At 69.2% G+C, this 23,346-nt stretch carries 21 protein-coding genes; 8 read left to right on the top strand and 13 right to left on the bottom strand.

All coding sequences use genetic code 11. From position 1 onward, the window contains the following. Positions 1-25: 25 nt before the first annotated feature. Positions 26-706: a DUF4097 family beta strand repeat-containing protein gene (locus EAT51_RS13105; RefSeq protein ID WP_130561722.1), complete on the top strand. Its 681-nt coding sequence runs from the start codon at positions 26-28 to the stop codon at positions 704-706. A 216-nt stretch (positions 707-922) separates the two neighbouring features. Further along, the gene (locus EAT51_RS13100; RefSeq protein ID WP_130561721.1) at positions 923-2,647 is read left to right on the top strand and encodes a M28 family metallopeptidase; all 1,725 of its coding nucleotides are present in this window, start codon (positions 923-925) and stop codon (positions 2,645-2,647) included. A gap of 72 nt (positions 2,648-2,719) precedes the next feature. Here EAT51_RS13100 and EAT51_RS13095 read toward each other — a convergent pair whose 3' ends face one another. Both EAT51_RS13095 and EAT51_RS13090 read right to left on the bottom strand, forming a co-directional pair. Further along, positions 2,720-3,445 (bottom strand): pseudouridine synthase, encoded by a 726-nt coding sequence (locus tag EAT51_RS13095; RefSeq protein ID WP_130521490.1) that lies wholly within the window; start codon positions 3,443-3,445, stop codon positions 2,720-2,722. A 488-nt stretch (positions 3,446-3,933) separates the two neighbouring features. After that, entirely contained in the window at positions 3,934-5,304 is a 1,371-nt protein-coding gene (locus EAT51_RS13090; RefSeq protein WP_130561720.1) for an outer membrane protein transport protein, read from the bottom strand. Between the two features lie 336 nt (positions 5,305-5,640). Between EAT51_RS13090 and EAT51_RS13085 the strand changes: the two genes are divergently transcribed. Next, positions 5,641-6,084, top strand: a complete 444-nt coding sequence (locus EAT51_RS13085) for a thioredoxin family protein (protein WP_228257931.1) — start codon at positions 5,641-5,643, stop codon at positions 6,082-6,084. Between the two features lie 6 nt (positions 6,085-6,090). Here the strand turns inward: EAT51_RS13085 and EAT51_RS13080 are convergent, their stop codons facing one another. Genes EAT51_RS13080 through EAT51_RS13070 form a run of 3 tightly spaced genes read right to left on the bottom strand, consistent with a single transcriptional unit; the run spans position 6,091 to position 9,015 of the window. After that, entirely contained in the window at positions 6,091-6,687 is a 597-nt protein-coding gene (locus EAT51_RS13080; protein WP_130521487.1) for an O-methyltransferase, read from the bottom strand. 13 nt (positions 6,688-6,700) lie between these two features. Beyond that, the gene (ubiB, locus tag EAT51_RS13075) at positions 6,701-8,359 is read right to left on the bottom strand and encodes a ubiquinone biosynthesis regulatory protein kinase UbiB (protein WP_130521659.1); all 1,659 of its coding nucleotides are present in this window, start codon (positions 8,357-8,359) and stop codon (positions 6,701-6,703) included. 26 nt (positions 8,360-8,385) lie between these two features. Further along, entirely contained in the window at positions 8,386-9,015 is a 630-nt protein-coding gene (locus tag EAT51_RS13070) for a ubiquinone biosynthesis accessory factor UbiJ (protein ID WP_130521485.1), read from the bottom strand. Positions 9,016-9,406: 391 nt separating this feature from the next. On the opposite strand from EAT51_RS13070, the gene EAT51_RS13065 reads away from it, so the two are divergent. Beyond that, positions 9,407-9,880 carry a GNAT family N-acetyltransferase gene (locus EAT51_RS13065; protein WP_130521483.1) on the top strand — a complete coding sequence of 158 codons (474 nt, stop codon included), beginning with the start codon at positions 9,407-9,409 and terminating at the stop codon, positions 9,878-9,880. Between the two features lie 9 nt (positions 9,881-9,889). Here the strand turns inward: EAT51_RS13065 and EAT51_RS13060 are convergent, their stop codons facing one another. From EAT51_RS13060 to oleC, 3 genes are all read right to left on the bottom strand, one after another. Further along, positions 9,890-10,045 carry a DUF1328 domain-containing protein gene (locus tag EAT51_RS13060; protein WP_130521481.1) on the bottom strand — a complete coding sequence of 52 codons (156 nt, stop codon included), beginning with the start codon at positions 10,043-10,045 and terminating at the stop codon, positions 9,890-9,892. A 76-nt stretch (positions 10,046-10,121) separates the two neighbouring features. Next, the gene (gene oleD / locus EAT51_RS13055) at positions 10,122-11,120 is read right to left on the bottom strand and encodes a 2-alkyl-3-oxoalkanoate reductase (RefSeq protein ID WP_130521479.1); all 999 of its coding nucleotides are present in this window, start codon (positions 11,118-11,120) and stop codon (positions 10,122-10,124) included. After that, positions 11,117-12,763 carry an olefin beta-lactone synthetase gene (oleC, locus tag EAT51_RS13050; RefSeq protein ID WP_130521658.1) on the bottom strand — a complete coding sequence of 549 codons (1,647 nt, stop codon included), beginning with the start codon at positions 12,761-12,763 and terminating at the stop codon, positions 11,117-11,119. The genes oleD and oleC overlap by 4 nt, the downstream gene beginning before the upstream one ends. A gap of 129 nt (positions 12,764-12,892) precedes the next feature. Between oleC and EAT51_RS13045 the strand changes: the two genes are divergently transcribed. Together EAT51_RS13045 and EAT51_RS13040 are read left to right on the top strand one after the other, a co-directional pair. Next, positions 12,893-13,705: a class I SAM-dependent methyltransferase gene (locus EAT51_RS13045; RefSeq protein WP_130521477.1), complete on the top strand. Its 813-nt coding sequence runs from the start codon at positions 12,893-12,895 to the stop codon at positions 13,703-13,705. Between the two features lie 86 nt (positions 13,706-13,791). Then, on the top strand, positions 13,792-14,172 hold the full coding sequence (locus tag EAT51_RS13040) for a YkgJ family cysteine cluster protein (protein ID WP_130521475.1): 381 nt from the start codon (positions 13,792-13,794) through the stop codon (positions 14,170-14,172). A gap of 98 nt (positions 14,173-14,270) precedes the next feature. Here the strand turns inward: EAT51_RS13040 and EAT51_RS13035 are convergent, their stop codons facing one another. After that, the gene (locus EAT51_RS13035; RefSeq protein ID WP_130521833.1) at positions 14,271-15,227 is read right to left on the bottom strand and encodes an alpha/beta fold hydrolase; all 957 of its coding nucleotides are present in this window, start codon (positions 15,225-15,227) and stop codon (positions 14,271-14,273) included. A gap of 118 nt (positions 15,228-15,345) precedes the next feature. Here EAT51_RS13035 and EAT51_RS13030 point away from each other — a divergent pair, with 118 nt between their 5' ends. Further along, a complete protein-coding gene (locus tag EAT51_RS13030) occupies positions 15,346-16,086 on the top strand; it encodes a UPF0149 family protein (protein ID WP_130521834.1) in 741 nt (246 codons plus the stop codon). Positions 16,087-16,176: 90 nt separating this feature from the next. On the opposite strand, the gene EAT51_RS13025 is transcribed toward EAT51_RS13030, so the two are convergent. From EAT51_RS13025 to EAT51_RS13010, 4 genes are all read right to left on the bottom strand, one after another. Further along, on the bottom strand, positions 16,177-17,346 hold the full coding sequence (locus EAT51_RS13025; protein WP_205965175.1) for a Fic family protein: 1,170 nt from the start codon (positions 17,344-17,346) through the stop codon (positions 16,177-16,179). 113 nt (positions 17,347-17,459) lie between these two features. Then, the gene (locus tag EAT51_RS13020) at positions 17,460-18,476 is read right to left on the bottom strand and encodes a 3-oxoacyl-ACP synthase III (RefSeq protein ID WP_130521835.1); all 1,017 of its coding nucleotides are present in this window, start codon (positions 18,474-18,476) and stop codon (positions 17,460-17,462) included. Between the two features lie 148 nt (positions 18,477-18,624). Beyond that, on the bottom strand, positions 18,625-18,936 hold the full coding sequence (locus EAT51_RS13015; protein ID WP_130521836.1) for a DUF4156 domain-containing protein: 312 nt from the start codon (positions 18,934-18,936) through the stop codon (positions 18,625-18,627). A gap of 325 nt (positions 18,937-19,261) precedes the next feature. Further along, the gene (locus EAT51_RS13010; protein ID WP_130524631.1) at positions 19,262-22,126 is read right to left on the bottom strand and encodes a M16 family metallopeptidase; all 2,865 of its coding nucleotides are present in this window, start codon (positions 22,124-22,126) and stop codon (positions 19,262-19,264) included. Between the two features lie 540 nt (positions 22,127-22,666). Here EAT51_RS13010 and EAT51_RS13005 point away from each other — a divergent pair. After that, on the top strand, positions 22,667-23,116 hold the full coding sequence (locus EAT51_RS13005; protein WP_130521838.1) for a hypothetical protein: 450 nt from the start codon (positions 22,667-22,669) through the stop codon (positions 23,114-23,116). Positions 23,117-23,346: the final 230 nt, after the last annotated feature.

Raw genomic sequence — 23,346 nt, 5'->3', positions numbered from 1 at the left:
CATCACCCGCACAGGAACCGCATCCATGACCGTCTCGTTCTCCCGCCCCGCCCTGGTCGCGCTGGGCATCGCCCTGGCCCTGGCCGCCAGCGGCGCATCGGCCCAGCAGTCCATCGACAAGGTCCTGGGCAGCATCACCGCGCAGTCCGGCCAGGCCTACGGCGACCTGGAAACGGTCAACGGCAGCATCACCATCGAGGCCGGCGCCACGGTCAAGGAAGCCGGCACCGTCAACGGCTCGATCAAGGTCGAGGACAAGGCCGTCACCGGCGACCTGGAGACCGTCAACGGCAGCCTGAGGCTGGGCCGCCAGGTCACCGTCAACGGCAGCCTGGAGACCGTCAACGGCAGCGTCTTCGTCGACCAGGGCGGCAAGGTCGCCAAGGGCATCGAGAACGTCAACGGCGCCATCGGCATCGTCGCCACCGAGGTCGGCGGCAGCATCGAAACGGTCAACGGCGATCTCACCGTCGGCGCCGGCTCGCACGTGCGCGGCGGCATCAAGATCGAGCGCAACCAGGGCTGGTCGAGCCGCAAGCAGGAGGGCAACCCGCCGCGCGTGATCATCGGCCCCAACGCGGTGGTCGACGGCGCGCTGGTGTTCGAACGCCCGGTCAGGCTGTACGTGCATACCAGCGCCAAGATCGGTCCGGTGACCGGCGCCACGCCGATCGCCTACAGCGGCAACACCGCGCCGACCGAGTAAGCCGCGCCTGCCGCGTCCCCGTTCCCGGCGGGAACCCCGTGCCTTGGCCCTCTCTCTCCAAGATCACGGGGTTCCCGCTTCCATTGCGACTACCGGTTCGCCTCCGCCCCAGGCGGACGTCCCGCGCGGCCCTGTCCGGATCGACAGGCGCCGCGCGCCGAGGATCGGCCCAGTCTGGCTAGAATCCCGGGTTCCCGTTCACCGCAAGGAACCCGCATGTCCCGCACGCTGCTGCTGGGCCTGGCCACGCTGACCGCGCTGGCCGCCTGCAAGAAGCCGGACGCGCCGCCGGCGCCCGCCGCCTCCACGCCCGCCCCCGCCCAGGCCGCATCCGCGCCTGCGCCGCATGCCTTCTCGCCGAAGATCGATGCCGGCGATTTCGGCGAACTGGTCAAGACGCTGTCCTCCGATGCCTTCGAGGGCCGCGGCCCCGGCACGCCGGGCGAGGACAAGACCGTGGCCTACATCACCGAGCAGATGCAGCGCATCGGCCTGAAGCCCGGCAACGGCGACAGCTGGACACAGGACGTGCCGATGGTGGAGACCACGGCCGATCCTTCGACCACGCTGACCATCACCGAGGCCGACGGCAGCACGCAGACGCTTGCCTTCGGCGAGCAGATGGTGATCGGCACGCGCACCGGCAAGCCGGAGATCGACGTCAAGGACAGCGAGCTGGTCTTCGTCGGCTACGGCGTGGATGCCCCCGAGCGCAAGTGGAACGACTACGCCGGGACCAAGAGCTGGAAGGGCAAGACCGTGGTGATGTTCGTCAACGACCCGGGCTTCCACACGCATGATGAGACGCTGTTCGACGGCAAGCGGATGACCTATTACGGCCGCTGGACGTACAAGTTCGAGGAAGCCGCGCGCAAGGGCGCCGACGCGGCGATCATCATCCACGACAGCGAAGGCGCCAGCTACGGCTGGGACGTGGTCAAGAACTCCTGGGCGGGCAAGCAGTACGACCTGCCGGCCGCCGATGATCCGTCGCCGCGAATCCCGGCCCAGGGCTGGATCACCGGCGAGGTGGCGCGCACGCTGTTCGCCAAGGCCGGGCTGGATCTGGACCAGGCCTACAAGGACGCGTCCAAGCCCGGCTTCAAGCCGGTGCCGCTGAAGGCCAAGCTGTCCTTCGACCTCAAGAGCACGATCGGCCAGGCCAAGTCGCGCAACGTGATCGGCGTGCTGCCCGGCAGCAAGCGTCCCGACGAGGCGGTGCTGTACATGGCCCACTGGGACCATCTGGGCAAGCACGACAACGAGGACGGCGACAACATCTACAACGGTGCGGTGGACAACGCCACTGGCGTGGCCGGCATCCTGGAGATCGCCGATGCCTTCGCGCATCAGGAGCCCAAGCCCGAGCGTTCGGTGGTGTTCCTGGCGGTGACGCTGGAGGAGTCGGGCCTGCTGGGTTCGAAGTACTACGTCGCCCATCCGACCTTCCCGCTGAGCAAGATCGCCGGGGTGATCAACATCGATGCGATGTCGGTGGCGGGCAAGGCGCACGATGTCACCGTGACCGGCATGGGCGCCTCGCAGCTGGAGGACCTCCTCAAGCCGCTGGCCGCCGCGCAGGGCCGCACGCTGCATGCCGAGGCCTCGCCGCAGAACGGCTCGTACTTCCGCTCTGATCACTTCAACTTCGCCAAGGCTGGCGTGCCGGCGCTGTACGTAGATGGCGGCGAAGACCTGATCGAGGGCGGAGAGGCCGCCGGCAAGGCCGCCGCGAAGGAATACGGCGAGCAGCGCTACCACTCGCCCGCCGACGAGTACGACCCGGACACCTGGAAGCTGGACGGCACCATGCAGGACCTGGAGCTGGTCTACGGCGTGGGCCGCGAGCTGGCCGGTGGCGACCAGTGGCCCAACTGGTACGACGGCAATCCGTTCAAGGCCGCGCGCGATGCGATGATGAAGGCGCCGGCCAAGCGATAGGCCCGCGGTTCGAGTCGAGGAAAAGGCGCCGCGTGGCGCCTTTTCCTTTTCCGCCGATGAAAGCCCTCGTGCTCAGCGCGCGTCGTGGTCCCAGCCGAACAGGTCCAGGGCGCGCATGAACTGCGCATCCAGCGGCGCCAGCGCTTCGATGCGTGCACCGGTGTGCGGATGCAGGAAGGCCAGCCGGCGCGCATGCAGCAGCATGCGATGCACGCCGCGCATGCGGAAGGCGCGGTTGTGCCGGCCCTCGCCGTGGCTGGTGTCGCCGATCAGGGGATGGAAGGCGTGCTTGAGGTGGCGACGGATCTGGCGGAAGCGCCCGGTATGCGGACGCGCGCGCAGCAGCGCGTAGCGCGAGGTCTCGAAGCCGCCGGACGGCACGTCCAGTTCGCCGCTGGCCAGGCGCACGAAGCCGGTCATGGCCGGCTTCTTCTCCGGCTTGCCCGGGCCGCCGTCCAGGGCGTGGTCGATGGTGAACTCGGCCTCAGGCCAGCCGCGGCAGACGGCCAGGTAGTCCTTCTCCACCTCGCGCGACATGAAGCCCTGGCCGAGCACCGAGGCGGTGTCGCGGTCGAAGGCCACCAGCAGGCAGCCGCTGGTGGCGCGGTCCAGGCGATGGATCAGGAAGATCGGCCGATCCAGCTGCGCGCGCAGCAGATCGGCCAGGAACACCTCCTCGCCGCGGGCCAGGCCGCTGTCGTGGACCATCAGCCCGGCCGGCTTGTCGACCACGGCCAGATGGGCGTCCTGGTACAGGAGGGCGATGGGCGGCAGGGGCGAATCGGAAGCGAAGCTCATCGCGCCATTGTCCTCGGCCGACTGGCGTGGCGCGAGTCGGGTTGTCCGGCCATCGAGAAGTCCTTGCAGAATGCCGCCCGATCCGTGGGAGCCGCCATGGCGGCGATGAGGCTCTACCGGGAAAGCCGCATCGCCACCATTGGCCGCTCCCACCTGTAGAGCGGAGCTTGCTCCGCTGCTCTCCGTTCAGTTCGTGGGAAAGGCCCCAGCGGAGCAAGCTCCGCTCTACAGACAGACCACTGCGAAATGTGAGGAGACGGTTGCTCCCACCGAAGCATGAGGCGCGGCCAATCCTCTCCCATCACAGAGTCGGCCAGGAATGGCGACTGAGCCGAGGCGCGCGCCCGGTCTGGGCGAAGCTGGCTACCGAAGTGTGGGGCCAGCCTCGCACTCCAGCGAAGACCCAATCCAACAAAAAGGGCGATGCCAGATGGCATCGCCCTCGTGATCGCCAGGGCGTCCAACGCTCCGGCGCATGCGGCCTGTGCTTAGAAGTGCAGGCCCATCTTCACGCCCACGGCCATGGCGCTGTTGTCCTTGAACTCGCCGGCGTAGCTGTGCGCGCCGGTTTCGGCGGTGGCATCGCCCAGCCAGAAGTACTTCACGCCGGCGCTCAGGTCGATCTTGGGCGTGGGGCTGTAGCGCAGACCGACGCCCACGTTCCAGTAGCCGTCCGTCGGGCCCAGGGTGGTCACCGGGTTGCCGGCGCCGCCGTCCCAACCCACCGAGAACGAACCGGACACCGTTTCGGTCAGCTTGCGGCCCAGGCCCAGGTTGGCCGACCACTGGTCCTTGGAGTAGTCGACCAGATTGAAGCCGTCCGGCTTGCCGATCAGCGGGCCGACGGCCTCGGCGAGCTGGCCGAACTGGGCCGGACGCACCGCGAACTTGGACCACTGCACCCAGCGCACGTTACCGAACAGCACGGTGTCGGCCATGATGCCGGTCTGGAAATCCAGGTTGACCGACTGCGGCGTGGTGATCGAGGTGGTGCCGCCGCTCAGGCCGCCCAGCGAGCCCAGCGTCCCGGCCAGCGCCTGACCGGTGGCCGCCGGGAGGCGGCCGGCCAGCACCAGCTGCTGGATCAGGCCGGCCAGCTGCGCGCGGTTGGCGCCCAGCGCGGTGACCAACGGCATGGACTCGTTGGCGTTGATGTCGTAGTCGATCTCCGAGCGGTAGGTCAGCGAGACCTGCAGGGCGATCTCCGGCTTCTGGTAGGCGATGCCGGCCAGCCAGCCCCAGTCGCGCTTGGACGGGATCGACAGGTCGTAGCCGTTGAAGGCCGAGTAGGTCGAACCGCGCAGCGACACCTGGCCCTTGATCTCCTGGTACACGCCGCCGGCGTAGAGGTTCCAGTTCTCGGTCGGCTGGAAGCCCACCAGCGCAGACAGGCTCTTGGTGCGCACTTCCACGTCGGTATCGCCGGTGATGCCGGCATTGAGGCCGTAGGCTGGCTGCCCGTTGCTGATGGTGCTCGGGCCGGTCACGATCGGCAGGCCACTCAGCACCACGTCGCGCGGGTTGGCGGTGAAGGCGTTGGCGCCGTGGTACTCGGCCGACGCGCCGAAGGGCTCGTCGTAGATGAAGCCGAAGGAAAACTTCTCGGTGGGCTGGAACTTGATCGCGCCGCCGACGAAGTTGTAGCTGTTGGCCACGTTGCCGGTGTCGGTGCCGTTCTTGTCCTTGCCGTCCACCTTGGGGTTGAGGAAGCTGCCGCCGTACTCGGCGTAGTTGCCTGGCTTCAGGAACGGCGCGATGGACTGGCCGGAGCGGTCAAGCGCCGAGGCGAAACCCGCCCCGCTGGCGGCGGCGCAGATGGCGCCCACGGTGATGGCCAGCGCATTCTTCTTGTTCAACATGTATCCCCTCCGGATCCACGAGTTTGTCATTGTCTTGCATGCCGATCGGCACGCGTCCTTGATTCATTTCATCTGCAACTTGTTCGACCGCGGCGTGCCTAGCCCTCGCCGTACGCCACGGTACGGGGCCATTCTGGCCCAGCGGGACTGCGCAGGCTACTTACAAGAACAAAAGATTTACATTTTGGGCTTCGACTTTAGTCGTAGGCCGCGGCATGCCCGCCCCCGCCACGCCGCGTTCCACACATGCGTGCGCTGGGCCATTGACGCCGGGGACCCGGTCCGCCAACCATCGCCGTTCCCTTCCCCATTGGCCCGTCCACCATGAAGCGCTTGATGCCAACCCTGCTGTTGCTCGCCGCCGCCGGCGCCGCCCTGGCCGCCGACCTGCCCTACAACCCGCAGGCCAACGCCAAGGCCGAGGTCGCCCAGGCGCTGGCCGCCGGCAAGCAGGCGCACAAGCCGACCCTGCTGATCTTCGGCGCCAACTGGTGCGGCGACTGCCGGGCGCTGGATACCTCGCTGCACAGCGAGAAGAACGCCGCCCTGGTCAACCAGCACTTCGAGGTGGTCAAGGTCGACGTGGGCAACTGGGACCACAACCTGGACATCGCCAACACCTACGGCAACCCGATCGAGAAGGGCATCCCCGCCGCGGTCGTGGTCTCGCCCACGGGCAAGGTCGTCTACACGACCAAGGCCGGCGAGCTGGCCAACGCCCGCAAGATGAGCGACGAAGGCATCTACGACTTCTTCAGCAAGGTCGCCAAGGGCGGCTGAGGACGCTCAGTCGGGCGCGCGCACGGCGACCAGTTCGCCCTTGCCCACCGGCAGGAGGGCGCAGGTGAACGCATCGTCCGCGCGCAGCATGGTCTCGAACGCCGCCAGCTCGGCGGCGTGCGAGATGGCGTTGTCCACCACCAGCGTGCCGCCGGGGCGCAACACCCGGCGCAGGTCCGGCCACCAGGTCGGATAACGGCTGCGGTCGGCGTCGAGGAACACCAGGTCGGCCGACGCCGTCTGCGCCGCTGCCAGCCATCCACCCGCGTCGCCCTGCACCGAAGTAATCGTCCCGGCCAGGCCGCTGCGCGCGAACGTGGCCTGCGCCAGCTCCCACTTGTCGGGCGCGAATTCCAGCGTGGTGACCCGTCCGCCGAGGGCCGCGGCCGCTTCGGCCAGCCACAGCGTCGAATAGCCGTTGGAGGTGCCGATCTCCAGCACCCGGCGCGCCTGGGTGGCGCGCACCAGCACCGCGAGGAACTCGCCGGTGTCCGGCGTGATGTTGAGCATCCGCGCGCCACGCGCCTGCTGCACGGCGTCGTTACGCTCGCCGTGGGCGAACAGCTCGGCCTTCAGGGCTTGCAGCGAGGCGTCGGCGCGCATTGTCGCGGCGCCTTCAGCGCCGCAGCCAGGCCGACAGCAGCGCCAGCGTGCCCAGCGCGCCGGTGAACCAGGTCCACAGCGGCACACCCCACAGGCTCGGGCCGCCGACGCCGAAGGCGTGCAGCACCGCGGCCACCACCAGCAGGCCCGCGCCGCCGATGGCGGTGACCACGCGCCGCTGCAGACGCTGCAGGGTCAGGTTGAGCGCGGCCAGATCCTTCGAACGCATCGACAGCTCGTGCTGGCCATCGACCTGCTGCTTGAGCCAGGCATGCACCAGCCGCGGCATATCCGGGGCGTGGGTCATGATCTCCGGGATGCGCTTGCGCAGCTCGTTGATCGCGTGCAGCGGGCTGTAGCGCTTGACCAGGATGCGCTGCAGCACCGGCTTGGCCACCGCCCAGATGTCCAGCTGCGGATCGAGCTGGCGGCCGACGCCTTCGATATTGAGCAGGGTCTTCTGCAGCAGGATCAGCTGCGGCTGCAGGGTCAGCTCGTACTTCTGCGCGGTGCGGAACAGCTTGATCAGCACCTGCGCCAGCGAGATCTCCGACAGCGGCCGGGTGAAGTACGGCTCGCACACCGCGCGCGCGGCCGCCTCCAGCTCGTCGATGCGCACGGTGGCCGGCATCCAGCCGGCCTCGACGTGCAGCTCGGCGATGCGCCGGTAGTCCTTGTTGAAGATGGCCATGAAGTTCTCGGCCAGGTAGTACTGGTCCTGCTGCGAGAGCTGGCCGACGATGCCGAAGTCCAGCGCGATGAAGCGCGGGTCGTCCTTGCGCAGCGGATCGGGATCGACCCAGATGTTGCCGGCGTGCGCATCGGCGTGGAAGAAGTTGTCGCGGAACACCTGCGTGTAGAACACGCGCACGCCCTTGGCCGCCAGCGCCTTGCGATCGATGCCGGCCGCGTCCAGCGCGACGATGTCGTCGGACGGAATGCCGACCACGCGTTCCATGGTCAGCGCGCGCTCGGCGGTATGGGTCCAGATGATCTCCGGCACGTAAAGGTCGGGCGAGTCCTGCCAGAAGCGGCGCATCACGCTGGCGTTGGCGCCCTCGCGCTGCAGGTCCAGCTCGGCGGCGAGCGTGGCCTCGATCTCGGCGACGATCTCCTTGGGCCGGATCTTGTCGGCCGACGGATGCGCGTAGTCCACCAGCGCCGCGCCGGACTTGAGCAGCGCGATGTCGCCGGCGATCTGCGCCTCGATGTCCGGGCGCAGCACCTTGACCACGACCTCGCGGCCGTCGTGCAGCGTGGCCGCATGCACCTGCGCGATCGAGGCCGAGGCCAGCGGCGTGGTGTCGAAGTGGGCGAAGGCCACCTCGATCGGCACGCCCAGCGCCTGCTCGACGATGGCCTGGGCGCGCTGCCCGTCGAAGGGCTTGACCCGGTCCTGCAGCAGGGTGAGTTCCTGCGCGACGTCCGGCGGGATCAGGTCACGGCGGGTGGAGAGAATCTGGCCGAACTTGACGAAGATCGGCCCCAGCTCCTGCAGCACCAGGCGCAGGCGCGCGCCGCGGCTGAGCGCGGCCACGTCGTCGCGCGCGCGCGGCACGAACGGCCGGGCCAGCCTCAGCCACGGACCGGCCGGCGTGTCCTCCAGCAGCGCGTCCAGGCGGTAGCGGATCAGCACGCGGCCGATCTTGTTGGCGCGCACGGCGGCGCGCACGCTCTTCATCCCCGGCCACGCCATGCTCATGCGCGCGCCGCCAGGCGCGACAGGCGCGCGGCCAGGCGCTCGACATCGTCGCGTAGGCCGTCGACCTCATCGTGGAAGGCTTCCAGCTCGGCCTTGGCGACCACGTCGCGCGATTCCTCGGTGACGAACTCAACGGCGCTGCCGGCCAGCTCGCTGCCGGTCTCGCGCAGACGCAGCAGGGTGGTGCGCAGCGCGCCGGCGATCTGCACGCCCAGCACCGGGCCGAATACGCTCACCAGCGGCTGCGCCCAGTCCGGGTCGAAGCGCTTGGCCAGCGTCTGCAGGCGCCGCGCCAGGTCGGCATCGCCGGACACGCGCAGCTTGCCCACCGGCGCGGCATCGTCGCGGCGCAGGAACGGCAGCTGGCCCAGCAGGCCGCCCAGCGTGCTGCGCACGGCCAGGTCCGGCTCGCTGGCCGGATCGACCGGCCCCACGTGCAGGCGCTGGGCCTCCACGGCGATCTCCAGCGCCAGCGGCGGGGAATCCAGCGCGATGGCGATGCGTCGGCCGGCCAGCGGCGCCAGCGCATCGCGCGTGTCCGGGTCGAGCGCGACGGCACGGTTGAGCGCGGCTTCCAGCGCGCGGCCGGCCAGCGGTTTGAGGGCATCGAAGGGGGTGGGCGACATGGCGGGCATTCTAACCGGGGGATGCGCACGGCCCGTGCGGGAACAAGGGTTACCGGAGCATTCGAGATGAAATGGAAGCGATGCGAGGCCGAGGCAGGGCCGACGCACCCGCCCTGACGCGCAACTCAAGACAGGCAAGCCACACGAAACCTGACCCTCAGCAGGACTTCCCAGCTGAGTGACTTCAGCTTCCCATGCCCAAGGCTGTGCAGCGGCCAGCCGCCAGGGCCATGCTGTGCGCCCCCCGAGCAGCAGTGGAACGATCGATGGGCAATGCGCACGTGAAAAAGTGCTTCGGAGGCATTTGGGCCTCACGCGTCTTGGCATTTCAGCGCTTTGCATGCGCCAACGGCGAGCTTCGCAGCACGGGGCTGTGCAAGTGAGCGAGGCCATGCCACTGCGAGACGTTGCCCCGACCGATCTGCCGGCCCTGCTGGCGCTCAACAACGCCCATGCCGCGGCGCTGTCCTGGCAGACGCCGGGACAGTTCGCGCAACTGATCGGGATGGCCTGCTTCGCCCGGACCTGCGGCCAGGCCGATGCCTTGCTGATCGCGCTGGAACAGGACGCGGCCTACGACAATCCGAACTTCGCCTGGTTGTCGGCGCGCTTCGAGCGCTTCGTCTACATCGACCGGGTCGTGGTGGCCGAACACGCGCAGGGCCGCGGCCTGGCCGGTGCACTGTATGAGGCGTTGAAGCACCAGGCGCGCCTGCAAGGGCAGACGCGCCTGGTGTGCGAGATCAATCTGGACCCGCCCAATCCCGGCTCGGTCGCCTTCCACCAGCGACTGGGCTTCGAGCAGGTCGGCCAGGCCGATCTGCCCAGCGGCAAGCGGGTCGGCTATTTCGCCTGCCCGCTCTGACGCGGTCGCCTACGCTTTTTTGCGGAAGAACGAGATCACGGCCAGGATCAGGAACACCACGAACAGGACCCAGGCGATGCTGGAGGCGGTTCCGGCGATGCCGCTGAAACCCAGCACGCCGGCGATCAGCGCAATGACCAGAAAGACGATGGCGTAATGAAGCACGGCGGTGATTCCTTGTGGCGCGCCGGATCGGCGTGCGACCAGCCTGTGGCCTGGCGCATCGCGGCCGCGTGAGGATTCAGCCGGATTCGCTCCACGCGCTCTTCAGGCGGGCCAGGCCCTCGGTCATCGACACGCGCGGCACGTAGCCGAAGTCGCGCCGCGCCGGCTCCATGCTGTACCAGTGCGGCGTGCACAGCTGTTCGGCCAGGAAGCGGGTCAGCGGCGGTTCGCCCTTCAGCGGCAGCGCCTTCCACAGCACCTCGCAGGTCGCGCCGATGCGGTAGGCGGTCTTGAACGAGAGCGACTTGCGCACCGGCGGCGTGCTAGTGGCGGCCAGCAGCGCGTTCAGGACCTCGCGCATCGGCCAGGGCTCGCCGTTGGAGATGAAGTACGCCTTGCCGGCGCAGACCGCGCCCGGCGCCAGGTGATCGAACGCGTCCAGATGCGCCTGCGCGGCATTGTCGATGTAGGTGGTGTCGACCTTGTTCATGCCGTCGCCGATCAGGCGCAGGCGGCCGCTGCGCGCGCGTTCGACCAGACGCGGCAGGATCTGGTGATCGCCCGGCCCCCAGATCAGGCGCGGACGCAGCGCGATGGTGGCCAGCGAGGCGTCGTTGGCCGCCAGCACGCGCTGCTCGGCGATGGCCTTGGTGGCCGCGTAAGGCGCCTGGAAGTCCTCGCCGTAAGGCACCTCGTCGGCGCTCAGGCCTTCGACCGGATGGGTCGCGCGATGGGTGACGCTGGGCGTGGAGGTGTACACCAGCCGCGAGGTGCCGTGCGTGCGGCAGGCGGCGATGACGTTGTCGGTGCCGACCACGTTGGCCTGGTGATAGCTGTCGTAACTGCCCCAGGCGCCGGCCTTGGCCGCGTTGTGGAAGACCGCATCGACGCCAGCCACCGCGTGGCGGACCGCATGCGCATCGGCCAGGTCGCCCTGGATCTGGCCCACGCCCATCGCCGCCAGCGCCGGGTAATGCCCGCGCTGGAAGCTGATGACCTCGTGCCCGCGTTCGAGCAGGCCGCGGCACAGCGCTTGGCCGAGGAATCCACCACCTCCGGTGACCAGCAGCTTCATGCGGGTATCGCTCCTTGTTCGGCGGCCCAGATCGCCAGCTTCTCGCGGCCGATCTTGGCGTTGTGGCGGATGTCCACCGGAAATCCCGGATGGCGCAGGAAGGTGGCGATGCCGCGCAGATGCGCGTGGCGCTGGGCGCTGGCGCGCAGGTCGGCGGCAATGGCATCGGCGCGCTGCGGCGAAACGCCCGGCAGCAGTTCGAAACACAGCACCGGCACCTGCGCGCCCGGTGTCCCGACGCCGACCAGCGCGGTGCGGCGCACCTCGCCGTGCACGTTGAACACCGGTTCGGCCTGCTCGGTGTAGAGCGGCCCGCCGGCGGTTTCCACGCGCTGGGTCTTGCGGCCGCAGAACCACAGACGGCCCTCGGCATCGAAGTAGCCGACATCGCCCATGCGATGCACCACGCGCGTGCCGCCGTCGGCCAGCGTCTCGCGGATCTTGGCGCTGCGCGTGGCGGCGTCGCGGTTGAAGTAGCTGTCGGTGGCGGTCGGGCCGGCGACGGTGATCTCGCCGACCTGGCCAGGCGGGAGTTCGCGCACGCCGTGCCACTCGGGAATGGCCGCATCGTCGATGGCGATGATGCGCACCAGGTTGGGCTCGACCGGGCGACCGACGCAGGTGCCGGCGCCGGCCTCGGTGGCCTGGCGGGTGGCGTCCAGTTCGCGACCTTCGATCACCGCGACCGGCAGGCACTCGGTGGCGCCGTAGGGCGTCCAGAACTGGCCATCGTCCGGCAGCAGCGCGCGGATCTTTTCCACGATGTCCGGCGGCACCGGCGCGCCGGCGGAGGTCACGCGCTTCACCGTCGGCAGCGGATGGCCGTACTCGGCCAGCACCCGCATCAGCGCCGGCGAACCGAACAGCTGGGTCACGCCGAAGCGGCGGATGGCCGCGTGCAGCTTGGCCGGGTCGGCCTTGGCCGGGCGCGTGGGGTCCATGTCCGGGATGACGCTGGTCAGGCCCAGCGCCGGATCGAACAGCGCGAACGGCGGAAAGGTCGGCAGGTCCACGCCGCCGGGCACCATGCCGAACGCCTTGCCCAGCAGCTCGATCTGGCCGACGAAATGCCGGTGCCGGTACACCACGCCCTTGGGCACGCCGGTCGAGCCGCTGGTGAACAGGATGCCGGCCACGTCCTCGCCGTCGGTGGCGGCCAGCTGTGGGCCGGCGCCGGCGCCGTCGCGCTCGACCTGGGCAAGGGTGACGCCGCCCCAGCCCAGCCTGGGGCCGACGGTGACGATCCGGGTCGCGCTGCGCGCCCAGCCCAGCAGCAGGCGCGCGGCCTGCGCCAGGGGGATGCCGATGAAGCCTTGCGGCTGCGCCTCGTCCAGGCACTGCTTCAGCGCGCGCCGGTCGATGCCCGGGTCGACCAGCACCGGCACCGCGCCGGCCTTGAACAGCGCGAACATCAGCAGGAAGAACGCCGGCGAGGGCCGCACCATCACCACCGTGCGCGTGCCCCGGCCGATGCCGTGCCGGGCCAGGCCCGCGGCGATGGCGTCGCTGCGCGCGTCCAGCTGCGCATAGGTCAGTGCGATGTCGTAGCGCCCGCCGCGGCCCGGGCAGCGCAGCGCGATCTGGTCGGGGCGCTCGCGCGCCAGTTCGGGCAGCCGTGCGGCAATGTTGCAGACGGTGGTCATCGCGCCATTGTCGCCGATGGCGCTGCCGCGCACGCCGTCGCCGCTGCGCGCGGATCGCGGCAGCCCATGGCGCACGGCCGGGCGTCTGCCCACAATGGCCGCGGGCGCCCCCTTCGCGGTAGACCGACGATGCACGCATCGACCACCTACACCGCGGCGGAAGGCGCAGGCTACGAGCGCAACATGGGCCGCTGGAGCCGCCAGCTCGCGCTGCCCTTCCTCGACTTCGCCGGGACCGGCGCGCGCGAACGGGTGCTGGACGTCGGCTGCGGCACCGGCGCGCTGTCGGCGCAGTTGCTCGCCCGCGAGGCGTCCTGCGAGGTCCATGCGGTCGACCTCACCCCTGCCTATGTCGCCCACGCGCACCGCCATCTACCGCCGCCGCGCCCGGCCCTTGCCGTCGGCGACGCCTGCGCCCTGCCGTATCGGGACGGCGTGTTCGACCGGGTGCTGTCGCTGCTGGTGCTGCACTTCGTCCCGCGGCCCGCGCAAGCCGTTGCGCAGATGGTGCGCGTCGCCCGACCCGGCGCGACGGTGGCGGCGGCCGTGTGGGACGCCCGCGGCGGCTTCGTCGCCGGCCGGATGTTCTTCGACACCGCCGCCGCCCTGGACCCGGGCGCGGCGCAGCAGCGCGCCCGCAACTTCACCCGGCCGATGACGCGGCCGGGCGAGCTGGCCACCGCCTGGCGGGAGGCCGGCCTGGTCGAGGTCGAGCAGACGCAGGTCGGCATCCGCATGGCCTTCGCCGACTTCGAGGACTACTGGAGCCCGTACCTGGGCAAGGACGGCCCCGGCGCCGCCTACGTGAGTGGCCTCGACGCGGCCGCGCGCGCAAGGCTGGAAGCGGCGATGCGCGCGGCCTATCTGGACGGCGAGGCGGACGGCCCGCGTGCCTACGCAGCGCTTGCCTGGGCGGTGAAGGGCCGGGTGCCGCCCGCCTGAGCCAAGCGCAGCGCTTGCGCGCGCCGGCGGTTCGGGCAGAATCCGCGCCCTTGTCCGACCTCGCCGCGCGCCGCCCGGCAGCCCCCATGCATCCCTGCCTCAGCTGCGGCGCCTGCTGCGCCTATTTCCGCGTGAGCTTCCACTGGAGCGAGGCCGAGCCGACCCTGGGCGGACACGTCCCCGTCGAACTGACCGACTCCCTGCGCACCCACGAGCGCGTCATGCGCGGCACCTCGCAAAGCCATCCGCGCTGCATCGCGCTGGACGCGGACATCGGCCGCTACAGCCGCTGCACTATCCACGATCGGCGCCCCTCGGTATGCGCGGCGGTGCCGGCGTCGCTGGAGTTCGGCCAGCGCAGCGCGCAATGCGATAAGTCGCGGCTGGCGCACGGCCTGCATGCGCTGACCGAAGCCGACTGGATCGGCGTCAGCGACATCGAGCGCAATCCGCTGCCCGCGGACTGAGGAAACCTCAGCCTTGTGGGTGGGAGCCGCCACGGCGGCGATGGGGCCTTACCGGTGGAGCCCCATCGCCGCCGTGGCGGCTCCCACCGAGCGCACCGCTAGGCGAGTCCCGTCACCGGATGCGCATCGAGGAAGGCGCGGATCTGCGGCACCAGCACCGCGTGCTTGTCTTCCAGCACGTAGTGGCCGGCATCCTCGAAGGCGACCAGCTGCGCCTCCGGCAGCGCCTTGCGGAAGCCATCGAGGAAATGCCGGTCGAACACGAAGTCCCGCAGCCCCCAGCCGATGAAGGCAGGCCGATCGGCGAAAGACGGCAGCGCACGTCCGGCGGCCTCCAGCAAGGGCCAGGCGCGATCGGCCGGCGAGAGCGGGATGTCTTGCATGAAGCGCACGGTCGAGATGCGGTGCGCCCAGCTGTCGTACGGCGCCACATACGCCCGACGCACGTCGGGAGGCATCTTCCTCTCCACGCCCACGCGCGAGGCGCCGCTGGAGAAGGCGTTGAACGCGCGGATGAGAAATGCGCCGAACAGCGCGTCGCGCCCCAGCGCGATCTGCCACGGCATCGCCTTGGCCGCCGGCAGCGGGAACGCGGCCGTGTTGGTGATCACCAGCCGCCGGACCTGCGCCGCATGCGCCAGCGCCCAGCCGAAGCCGATCATGCCGCCCCAGTCGTGCACCGCCAGCGTCACCGGCGTGGCATCGTCGATGCCGGCATGCCGCAGCAGCGCCTGCAGGTCGTCCACGCGCGATTGCAGGGTGTAGTCGTAGGCCGGCGGGCGGCCGTGCGCATCGGGCCTGCCGTGCGGATGGCGCAACCCGCCGCCGTCGTCGGGCTTGTCGCTCAGGCCCATGCCCACATGGTCGGGCACGATGCAGCGATAGCGATCGCGCAGGCCCGCCACCAGATGGCGCCAGTAATAGCTCCACGACGGATTGCCGTGCAGCATGACCACGACTTCGCCCTCGCGCGGGCCCTCGTCCAGGTAGTGCAGGCCGATGCCGGGGCGCACCTCGAAGCGGTGGCTGCTGAAGTCGTAATCGGGGAAGCGCACGCGGGTCTTGAGGGGCGTTTGCGGGTGCGCATTGTAGCGGCCGGCCCCGCGCCACGACACGCGCGTCCCCGATGCGCTCTACCATGCGCCTCCTCACCGACCCTGTGCCGCCTCCGCCATGTCCACCCCCACCGCTCCTCCCGCCTACCTCGACGACGCCCAGATCGAGCAGCTGTCCGACCTGCTCGACCAGCGCGCGGTGCCCTTCAAGGGCTTCAATCTGGAGGCGCTGGACGGCTTCCTGTCGGCGCTGGCCGTTTCGCCGTCCACGGTGCCCGTGGAGGAATGGCAACCGGTAGTCTGGGGCGGCAAGGTGCCGCGCTGGGACGACGCGGAGGCCGCGGCGCAGGTCCAGACCCTGCTGATGGGCCACTGGAACATGGCCAGCGCACGCACCCGCCACGACGAGGACAGCCTGCCCGACCACCTCGCGCCGCTGCTGTGGCTGCCCGAGGACCCGGAGCTGACCGGCGAGGAGGCCCTGCACGAGGACGAACTGGACGTCGGCCACGACTGGGCGCTGGGCTTCTTCACCGCCGTGGAGCTGCGCGAGGCCGAATGGGACCAGTGGCTGGACGAGAACGAATGGATCGAGGAGATCTTCGACCAGCTCGATCGCCTGGCCAGCGGCGAGGCGATCAACCCCGACGACCCGAGCGCGCCGGGCACGCCGATCGGCTATCAGGAACGGCTGGCGATCGTGGCCAGCCTGCCGGGCATGCTGGCCGACCTCAACCACCACCGCGTCGACGCCCTGACCCCGCGCACCCCCATCCGCCGCGACACCGCCCCCGGCCGCAACGACCCCTGCACCTGCGGCAGCGGGAAGAAGTACAAGAAGTGCTGCGGCGCGCAGTAAGCGCGGCAGCGTTGCGCAGGTGCGGGCAGCGAGCTGCCAGGCATTCGATTGCGGAGGTCGTGGTGGCTCAACGACAGGCGCTCGGTGCGCTCACAAGGGCTGTGCGCCTTCGCTGAGGATGTCCAGGTAGCGCTGGTAGGCGAAAACGCGGTGGCGTTGCTGTCCGGTCAACTCGTTGACGATCTCCAGGTCTTCCAGCGCGCGTACCGCCGCGCGGATGGTCGGGCGACTCAGCGCCAGCCGCGGGGCGACCTGGGGCACGGTAAGCACCACGCGCCGAGCGAACTGCTCGAACACCAGGCCGACATTGCCGGCGCGCTGGCCCAGGGCGGCGATGCGGGCCCGGTCGCGGGCCAGCAGCGCCAGCAGGCGCTGCGCGGTGTCCACGGCCTGCTGCGCGGTTTCGGCCACGCCGTCGAGGAAGAATCCCAGCCAGCCTTCCCAGTCACCGCTCGCGCGCACCGCGTTGAGTCGATCGTAGTAGTCGGCGCGGCGGCGCTTGAAGTATAGGCTCAGGTACAGGCTAGGGTCTCGAAGCACGCCCTCGTTGCACAGGATCAGCGTAATCAACAGGCGACCGAGCCGCCCGTTGCCGTCGCTGAAGGGGTGAATGGTCTCGAACTGCACGTGCGCCAGCGCTGCCTTGACCAACGGCGGCATCTGTCCGGGCGGCGCATGCAGGAATCGCTCAAGCGCGGACAGGACCTCAGGTAGCACTTCCGGCGGTGGCGGGACGAAATGGGCCAACGCAGGCGAGCTGCCTCCGACCCAGACCTGACCTTTACGAAATTCGCCCGGCTGCTTGCCGGCGCCACGCCCACCCTTGAGCAGCAGCGCGTGCATTTCGCGGATCAAGCGCAACGACAGCGGAAAGTCGTCCTCGCGCATGCGGCGCAGGCCGTGGTTGAGCGCCGCCACGTAGTTGGAGACTTCCTCGACATCGTCGATGGGCACACCCGGCGGTGCGTCCACTTCGAACAGCAGCAGGTCCGAGAGCGAAGACTGCGTGCCTTCGATCTGCGAGGACAGCAAGGCTTCCTTGCGGACGTACTGGTAAAGGAACAGCTCCGGGTCGGGCAGCATCATGGTGATGCCGTCCAAGCGCCCCAAGGCCTGGTCGGCCCGCTCTTTGCGCGGCACCAGGTCCGCCAGGGAAAAATCCAGCGGCGGGCTGGGCGGCAACGGATCAGGCACGAAGGCCTGATAACGGCTCCCGGCGAGGGAGCCGGAGACGTAATGCCCGGTCGTCTTGCGCGCCATGAAATTTTCCTTGGAGGCGCAGTTCACCGCCTCAAGGAAATTTATACGCCGTATTTTTACCTAAGAATAGCGTCGCGCCAGGGCAAGGAAGATCCCCGCCTTGGCTCCGCGCCTCACCACACCACTTCGGCCATGGTGCAGTTCAGGCCCGAGCCGATGCCGAGCAGCGCGATGCGGTCGCCCTTCTTCAGGCGGCCCAGCTCCTTGAGCTTGCTCAGCACGATCGGCACCGAGGCCGGGCCGATGTTGCCGTGCTCGCCGAAGATGGTCATGACCTTCTTCGGGTCGATGCCGAAGGTCTTGATGAAGGCCTGGGTGTGCGGCTGGCTGACCTGGTGGATGATGAACTGGTCGATCTCGTCGACCGCCCAGCCCAGCACCTGGCGCGCGGCCACGAAGGTCTTCTGCGCCAGCTTCATGCCCTCGATCAGCAGCATCTTGGTGTCGGTGACCATGCGGTCCAGGTTGCCGCGGCACAGCTTGTTCCACTCGGTCGCCGAGCGGGTCACGCCGCCCTTGTAGACCGGCGCGTCGGGCACCAGCTCGCGGCGCGCCATCACCATGGCCACCGAGCCGCAGCCCAGGGTCAGGGCGGCCAGCTCGTCGCGGAACTCGGCCTCGGTGACGTTGGGCGCGGTCATGCGCTCGAGGGTCTTTTCGTAGACCAGGTTGGCGGTCTCGCCGTCCACGACCAGGGCGTACTCGATCTCGCCCCGCTCGATCATGCGCGCGGCGATGTCCATGCCGTTGATGAAGGCCAGACAGGCATTGGCCACGTCGAAGGCCATGCAGTGGTCGCCCACGCCCAGGTTGCCCGAGACGATCGAGGCCGTGGACGGTTCCAGGAAGTCGCGGCTGACCGAGGTGTTGACCAGCAGGCCCAGGCGCTCGGCGCCGATGCCGGCATCGATCAGCGCCTTCTTCGCCGCCAGGGTGGCCGCATCCGAGGACTGCACCTCGTCGTCCCACAGGCGGCGCGCGTGCACGCCGGCCACGTCGTTGAGCACGTCGGTGCGGATGCCCAGCCGGTCGAAGGTCGGCTGCAGGCGTTCGTTGATTTCCTTGGAAGTCAGCACATGCGGCGCATCGACATGCGCCAGTCCCGCGATGGAGACGTTCTGGAAAAGCATTGGACGAGTGCCCAGGCTAGAGGCGAAGGGGCGCCAAGGGTAGCGGTTTCCCACCCTTAACGCATCTTTGACGCAGCGCGCAATGCCGCGTGCGCGCGCCTTACGTCGCCGTACGGGCTCGTATCGTGAACGTATTCAGTCAGAACTGTCAGCGGCAGCGCAGTCCGACGAAGCGCTGCTCGCCATCGGTGGGCGCGGTCAGGGGCTGGATGGCGTCGGCCTGCAGGGTCAGGGCCTCGTTGCGGGCCAGGGTTTCCAGCTCGTCGCGGACCTTGAGTTCGTTGCGCTCGTAGAAGGCCACCTTGTCCTTTACCGAGACCGAGATCTCGCCCAGCTTCTGGCAGCTGCTCGGCGTGCCGGCCGGCAGCACCTTGATCGCGCTGGCCTGCGGGGTCAGTTCCACCCAGGTGCAGGCGGTCAGGACGGGCAGCAGGGCGGCGGACAGGACGAGCAGGCGCATGGGAGCTCCGGTCGAAGGCAAGGACGGATGGAAGGCCTGCATGGTGCCGCAGCCTGGGTGAATGGGGAAGGCGAAAACCCGGGTGCGCGCGCCCTGTAGAGCGGAGCTTGCTCCGCTGGGGCCTTCCCCCACGAACCGAACGAAGAGCAGCGGAGCAAGCTCCGCTCTACAAGGAGGCCGCAGCCTGACCTGAGAGAAAGTTGCTTCCAAATAAAGAGGTGCCGCAGAAAGCCCCATAGAAGCGCTTGCGGAACGTCCTGACAGCAAGACAAGGCCCCGGCCCGCACTGGGCGGACCGGGGCCTTGGGTCACGCAGCGCGGCGGCTTACTTGCCCGTCACCGGCTTGCCGTCGGCGTCGACCACGCTGACCTCGCCCAGCTTCAGCGCGCGCACCGGGGCCTCGATCTTGGACAGATCGCCCACGATCACCCAGGTCAGCGCGTTCGGATCGATGCCCTTGGCCGCGGCGTTGGCCTGTTCGGGCGTGAACGCGGCGACCTGCGCATTGCGCACCTGCACCCAGTTGTCCGGGCGCCCGTAGCGCACGATGCTGCCGATGGTGCCCATCACCGCCGAGGCGGTCTCGTAGGCACCGGGCTGGCTGCGCAGTTCGTTGGCCACGACCTTGTCGACCTCGGCCTCAGTTGCCGGCGCCTTGCCGGTGGCGTAGTCGGCGATCTCGCGCTGCATCTCGGCCACCGACTCGGCGGTCTTGTCGATCTGCACCGGCGCGATGGACAGGAACGGGCGCTGGCCCAGTGCGCCGGCCAGTACGGTGCGGGCACCGTAGGACCAGTGCTTGTCCTCGCGCAGGTTCATGTTCAGACGCGAGGTGAACGAGCCACCCAGGATCTCGTTGCTCATCTCCAGCTTGACCGCGCCGGGATCCTTGCTCGAAGGCAGCAGCTCGCCGGCGTAGATGTTGGCCTGCACCGCGCCGGGCTGGTCGATCAGGTACACGCGCGGCTTGGCCGGACGCTTGGCCTGCGGGATGTCCACGCCGGCCTTGGCGACGCCCTCGCCCTTCCAGTCGCCGAAGTACTTGTCCAGCACCGGCACGATCTGCGCCAGCGTGGTATCGCCGACCACGATCACCGTGGCCTTCTCCGGACGCAGCCACTGCTGCTGGTAGTTCAGCAGGTCCTGGCGGGTGAGCGAGGTGATCGCCGCTTCCGTGCCCGAGCCGGTGAACGGGATGCCATAGGGATGCGTGTCGCCATACAGCAGCGGCGGCAGCACGCGCAGCGCGGCGGTCTGCGGACGCGCCTTCTCCTGGGCGATGCCGGCGATCCACTGCGCCTTGACGCGGTCGATCTCGGACTGCTCGAAGCGCGGCGCGCGCAGCATGCTGGCGAACAGACCCACCGACGCATCCAGGTTCTCCTTCAGCGCCGACAGCGAGGCGGTGGCGCCGTCGAGCGAGGCGCCGGATTCCAGCGACGCGCCCAGTTCCTCGGCGCGCGACTTGAAGGCCAGCGCGCCCAGATCGCCCGCGCCTTCACCCAGCATCTTGTTGGTGAAGCCGGCCGTGCCCAGCTTGCCGCCGTGGTCGCTGGCGTAGCCGCCGTCGAAGTCGTAGGCGATGTCCACCACCGGGATCTCGTGGCGCTCGGCCAGGACCACGGTGCTGCCGTTCTTGAGCGTGGCCCGCTGCAGAGCCGGGAACTTCAGCGCCGGGAAGCTCTCCACCTTGGGCACGCCATCCTTGCGGTCCACGGTGCTGGCCAGGGTGGTGTACTTGGGATCGGGCTTGGGCGCGTTGAACGGCGTCGGCTTGGCGGAAGGTTCTTCCACCAGCGGCGTGCGCGTGCCCGGCTTGACCACGAAGGTGTGGCTGGGATTGCCCAGCCACTTGGCGGCCGCGGCGCGCACGTCGGCCACGCTGGCCCCCTCGATGTTGGCCAGCGACTCGCGGAAGCAGCCCGGATCGCCGGTGAAGGTGGCGCACGAGGCCAGGGCGTCGGCCTTGCCGCCGAAACCGCCGATGCGCTCGATGCCGCGGATGAAGCCGGCGCGGTAATTGGTCTTGGCGCGGGCCAGCTCCTCGGGCGTGGGGCCCTGCTTGATCAGGCGCTGCAGCTCCTCGTCGATGACCGCCTCGACCTTGGCCGGATCCACGCCCTTCTTGACCAGCGCGTTGACATAGAAGTTGCCGCCCAGCTGCGAGCCGTAGTTGGCCGTGCCGATGTTGTCCACCAGCTTGTCCTGGTGGGTCAGGCGCGCGTCGAGCCGCGAGCTGGCGCTGCCGCCCAGCACGTCGGAGACCAGGTCGAGCAGGTCGGCATCCCTGGTGCCGAACTGCGGCACGTTCCACATGCGCCGCACCATCACCTGCGGCACCTTGTCCTCCAGCTCGGTGCGGCCGGACTGCTTGAGCACGGCCACGTCCACCTTCGGCTGGGCCATGGTCGGCGTGGCGGGAATATCGCCGAAGTACTTGGCCGCCTTCTCCTTGGCCGTGGCCAGGTCGATGTCGCCGGCCAGCACCAGCACGGTGTTGTTGGGCCCGTACCAGGTCTTGAACCAGGTCTTGACGTCGTCCAGCGAGGCGGCGTTGAGATCGTTCATCGAGCCGATCGTGGTGTGGTGGTACGGGTGGCCCACCGGATACATCGTGCGCGCGATGACTTCGCGCAGCTGGCCGTAGGGCTGGTTTTCGCCCTGGCGCTTCTCGTTCTGGACCACGCCGCGCTGCTCGTCCAGGGTCTTCTGGTCGATCGCGCCGACCAGATGGCCCATGCGGTCGGACTCCATCCACAGCGCCATGTCCAGCGCGGTGGTGGGCACGTTCTCGAAGTAATTGGTGCGGTCGGTGTTGGTGGTGCCGTTCATGTCGGTGGCACCGGCCTGCTCGAACGGGGCGAAGAACTCGCCCGGCGCGTTTTCGCTGCCGTTGAACATCAGGTGTTCGAACAGATGCGCGAAGCCGCTGCGGCCGGCCGGCTCGTCCTTGCTGCCCACGTGGTACCACAGGTTCACCGCCACGATCGGCGCCTTGCGGTCGGTGTGCACGATCACGCGCAGGCCGTTGGGCAGGGTGAACTGCTCATAGGGGATGTCGACCTTGGCCGGGGCGGTCGCCGTGGTGGCCGGTGCCTGGGCGACGGCGCCGGTGGCCACGCCGCCGAGCAGCGCGGTGGAAAGGGCCAGGGCCAGCAGGCGGATCTGGGGACGCGTCGAAGTGCGCATGGAACTCCTTGTGGATGCAGTGCCCGCGGCGGCGCGATGCCGGGCGGGTAGACGAGGAACAGCCCAGCGATGCTAGGCGCGGGCGCCGGTGTTTTCACTAGGCCACAAGCCATGCGGGCGCTGACGATGGCGACAGCCGCAGGCGCGCCGCCTGCCGGCGCAAGGGTCTGGCCGGGATCGGGGTGTTCGCCCCCTGCCCGTCGCAGATTCGACGTCTGATCTGGCGTTCGGCGGGCATGCCGCCGGCGATTCAAGCCCGTCCGATCCAAACCCTCGGACAGTTTCGCGCATCGGAGCAGGTGTTCGCGGACACCGCTGCGGACACCGGACACTCCACCGCTCGGCGGAATTCCATTCAAAAACAATCATTTGGAGTTGGCACGCGTCCTGCGTCGCTCTTTCCCGCACAACACCGCCCTCTCGAAACTTGAACATTTGCTGAACACAAGCGAAGTCCGATCACTTCTCGCTTGACCGAACTGATTAGGTGTTTTACTTTACTACCACACCACCTGACGACATCACTACGGAGACCCACCCATGAACACCAACACCCTGCTCCCGCTGGCCGCCGCTTCCCTGTTCGCCCTGTGCGCCGGCTCCATGATCCTGTCCCGCCACGGCGCGCCGGGCTCCGCGCCCGTCGCCCAGGCCAGCCAGGCCGCCCACGTCGTCGACCTGCCGACCGTCAGCGTCCGCCCGGACCCGGCCGACCTGGCCTACTTCAACGCTACCCGCAGCGCCCGCGTGGTCGATCTGCCGGCGGTGAAGGTCACCCCGGACCTGAGCGATCTGGCCTACTACCAAGCCTCCCGCGGCGCAGAGCGCGTGGTCACCCTGGCCGCGGTCACCGTGCGCCCGGCCGCCGAAGACGTGGCCTATTACATGTCCCAGCAGGCCGGCCAGGTCGCCGCCGTGCAGGCGCAGCAGGTCAACGCCCAGCTGGCCACGCAGGCCGCCAGCCTGATCAGCGGCGCCGCCTCGCGCTGAAGCCGGTTCGCGCAGTCCTTCTGTAGTTCGCACCTTCTGTAGTTCGCAGCACCTGAGCATTCGCCGAGGGTCGGAAGCCCCCAAGGCAGGTTGACGATGGCAGCGCTCGCGCGGGTTGTCGCAAGCCGTACGCAACACCCCTCGACGCGGGCGCTTGGCAGGCCTATCGATGCTGAGCAAGTTTCGCAAGGCGCCGTGCTAGTGGCAGATCCCTTGGCCTGGGCCAGCGC

The organism is Pseudoxanthomonas winnipegensis, assembly GCF_004283755.1.
GTDB lineage: Bacteria > Pseudomonadota > Gammaproteobacteria > Xanthomonadales > Xanthomonadaceae > Pseudoxanthomonas_A > Pseudoxanthomonas_A winnipegensis.
Note: the sequence above shows the minus strand (reverse complement) of the source record. Positions and strands in the feature narration are given on the sequence as shown.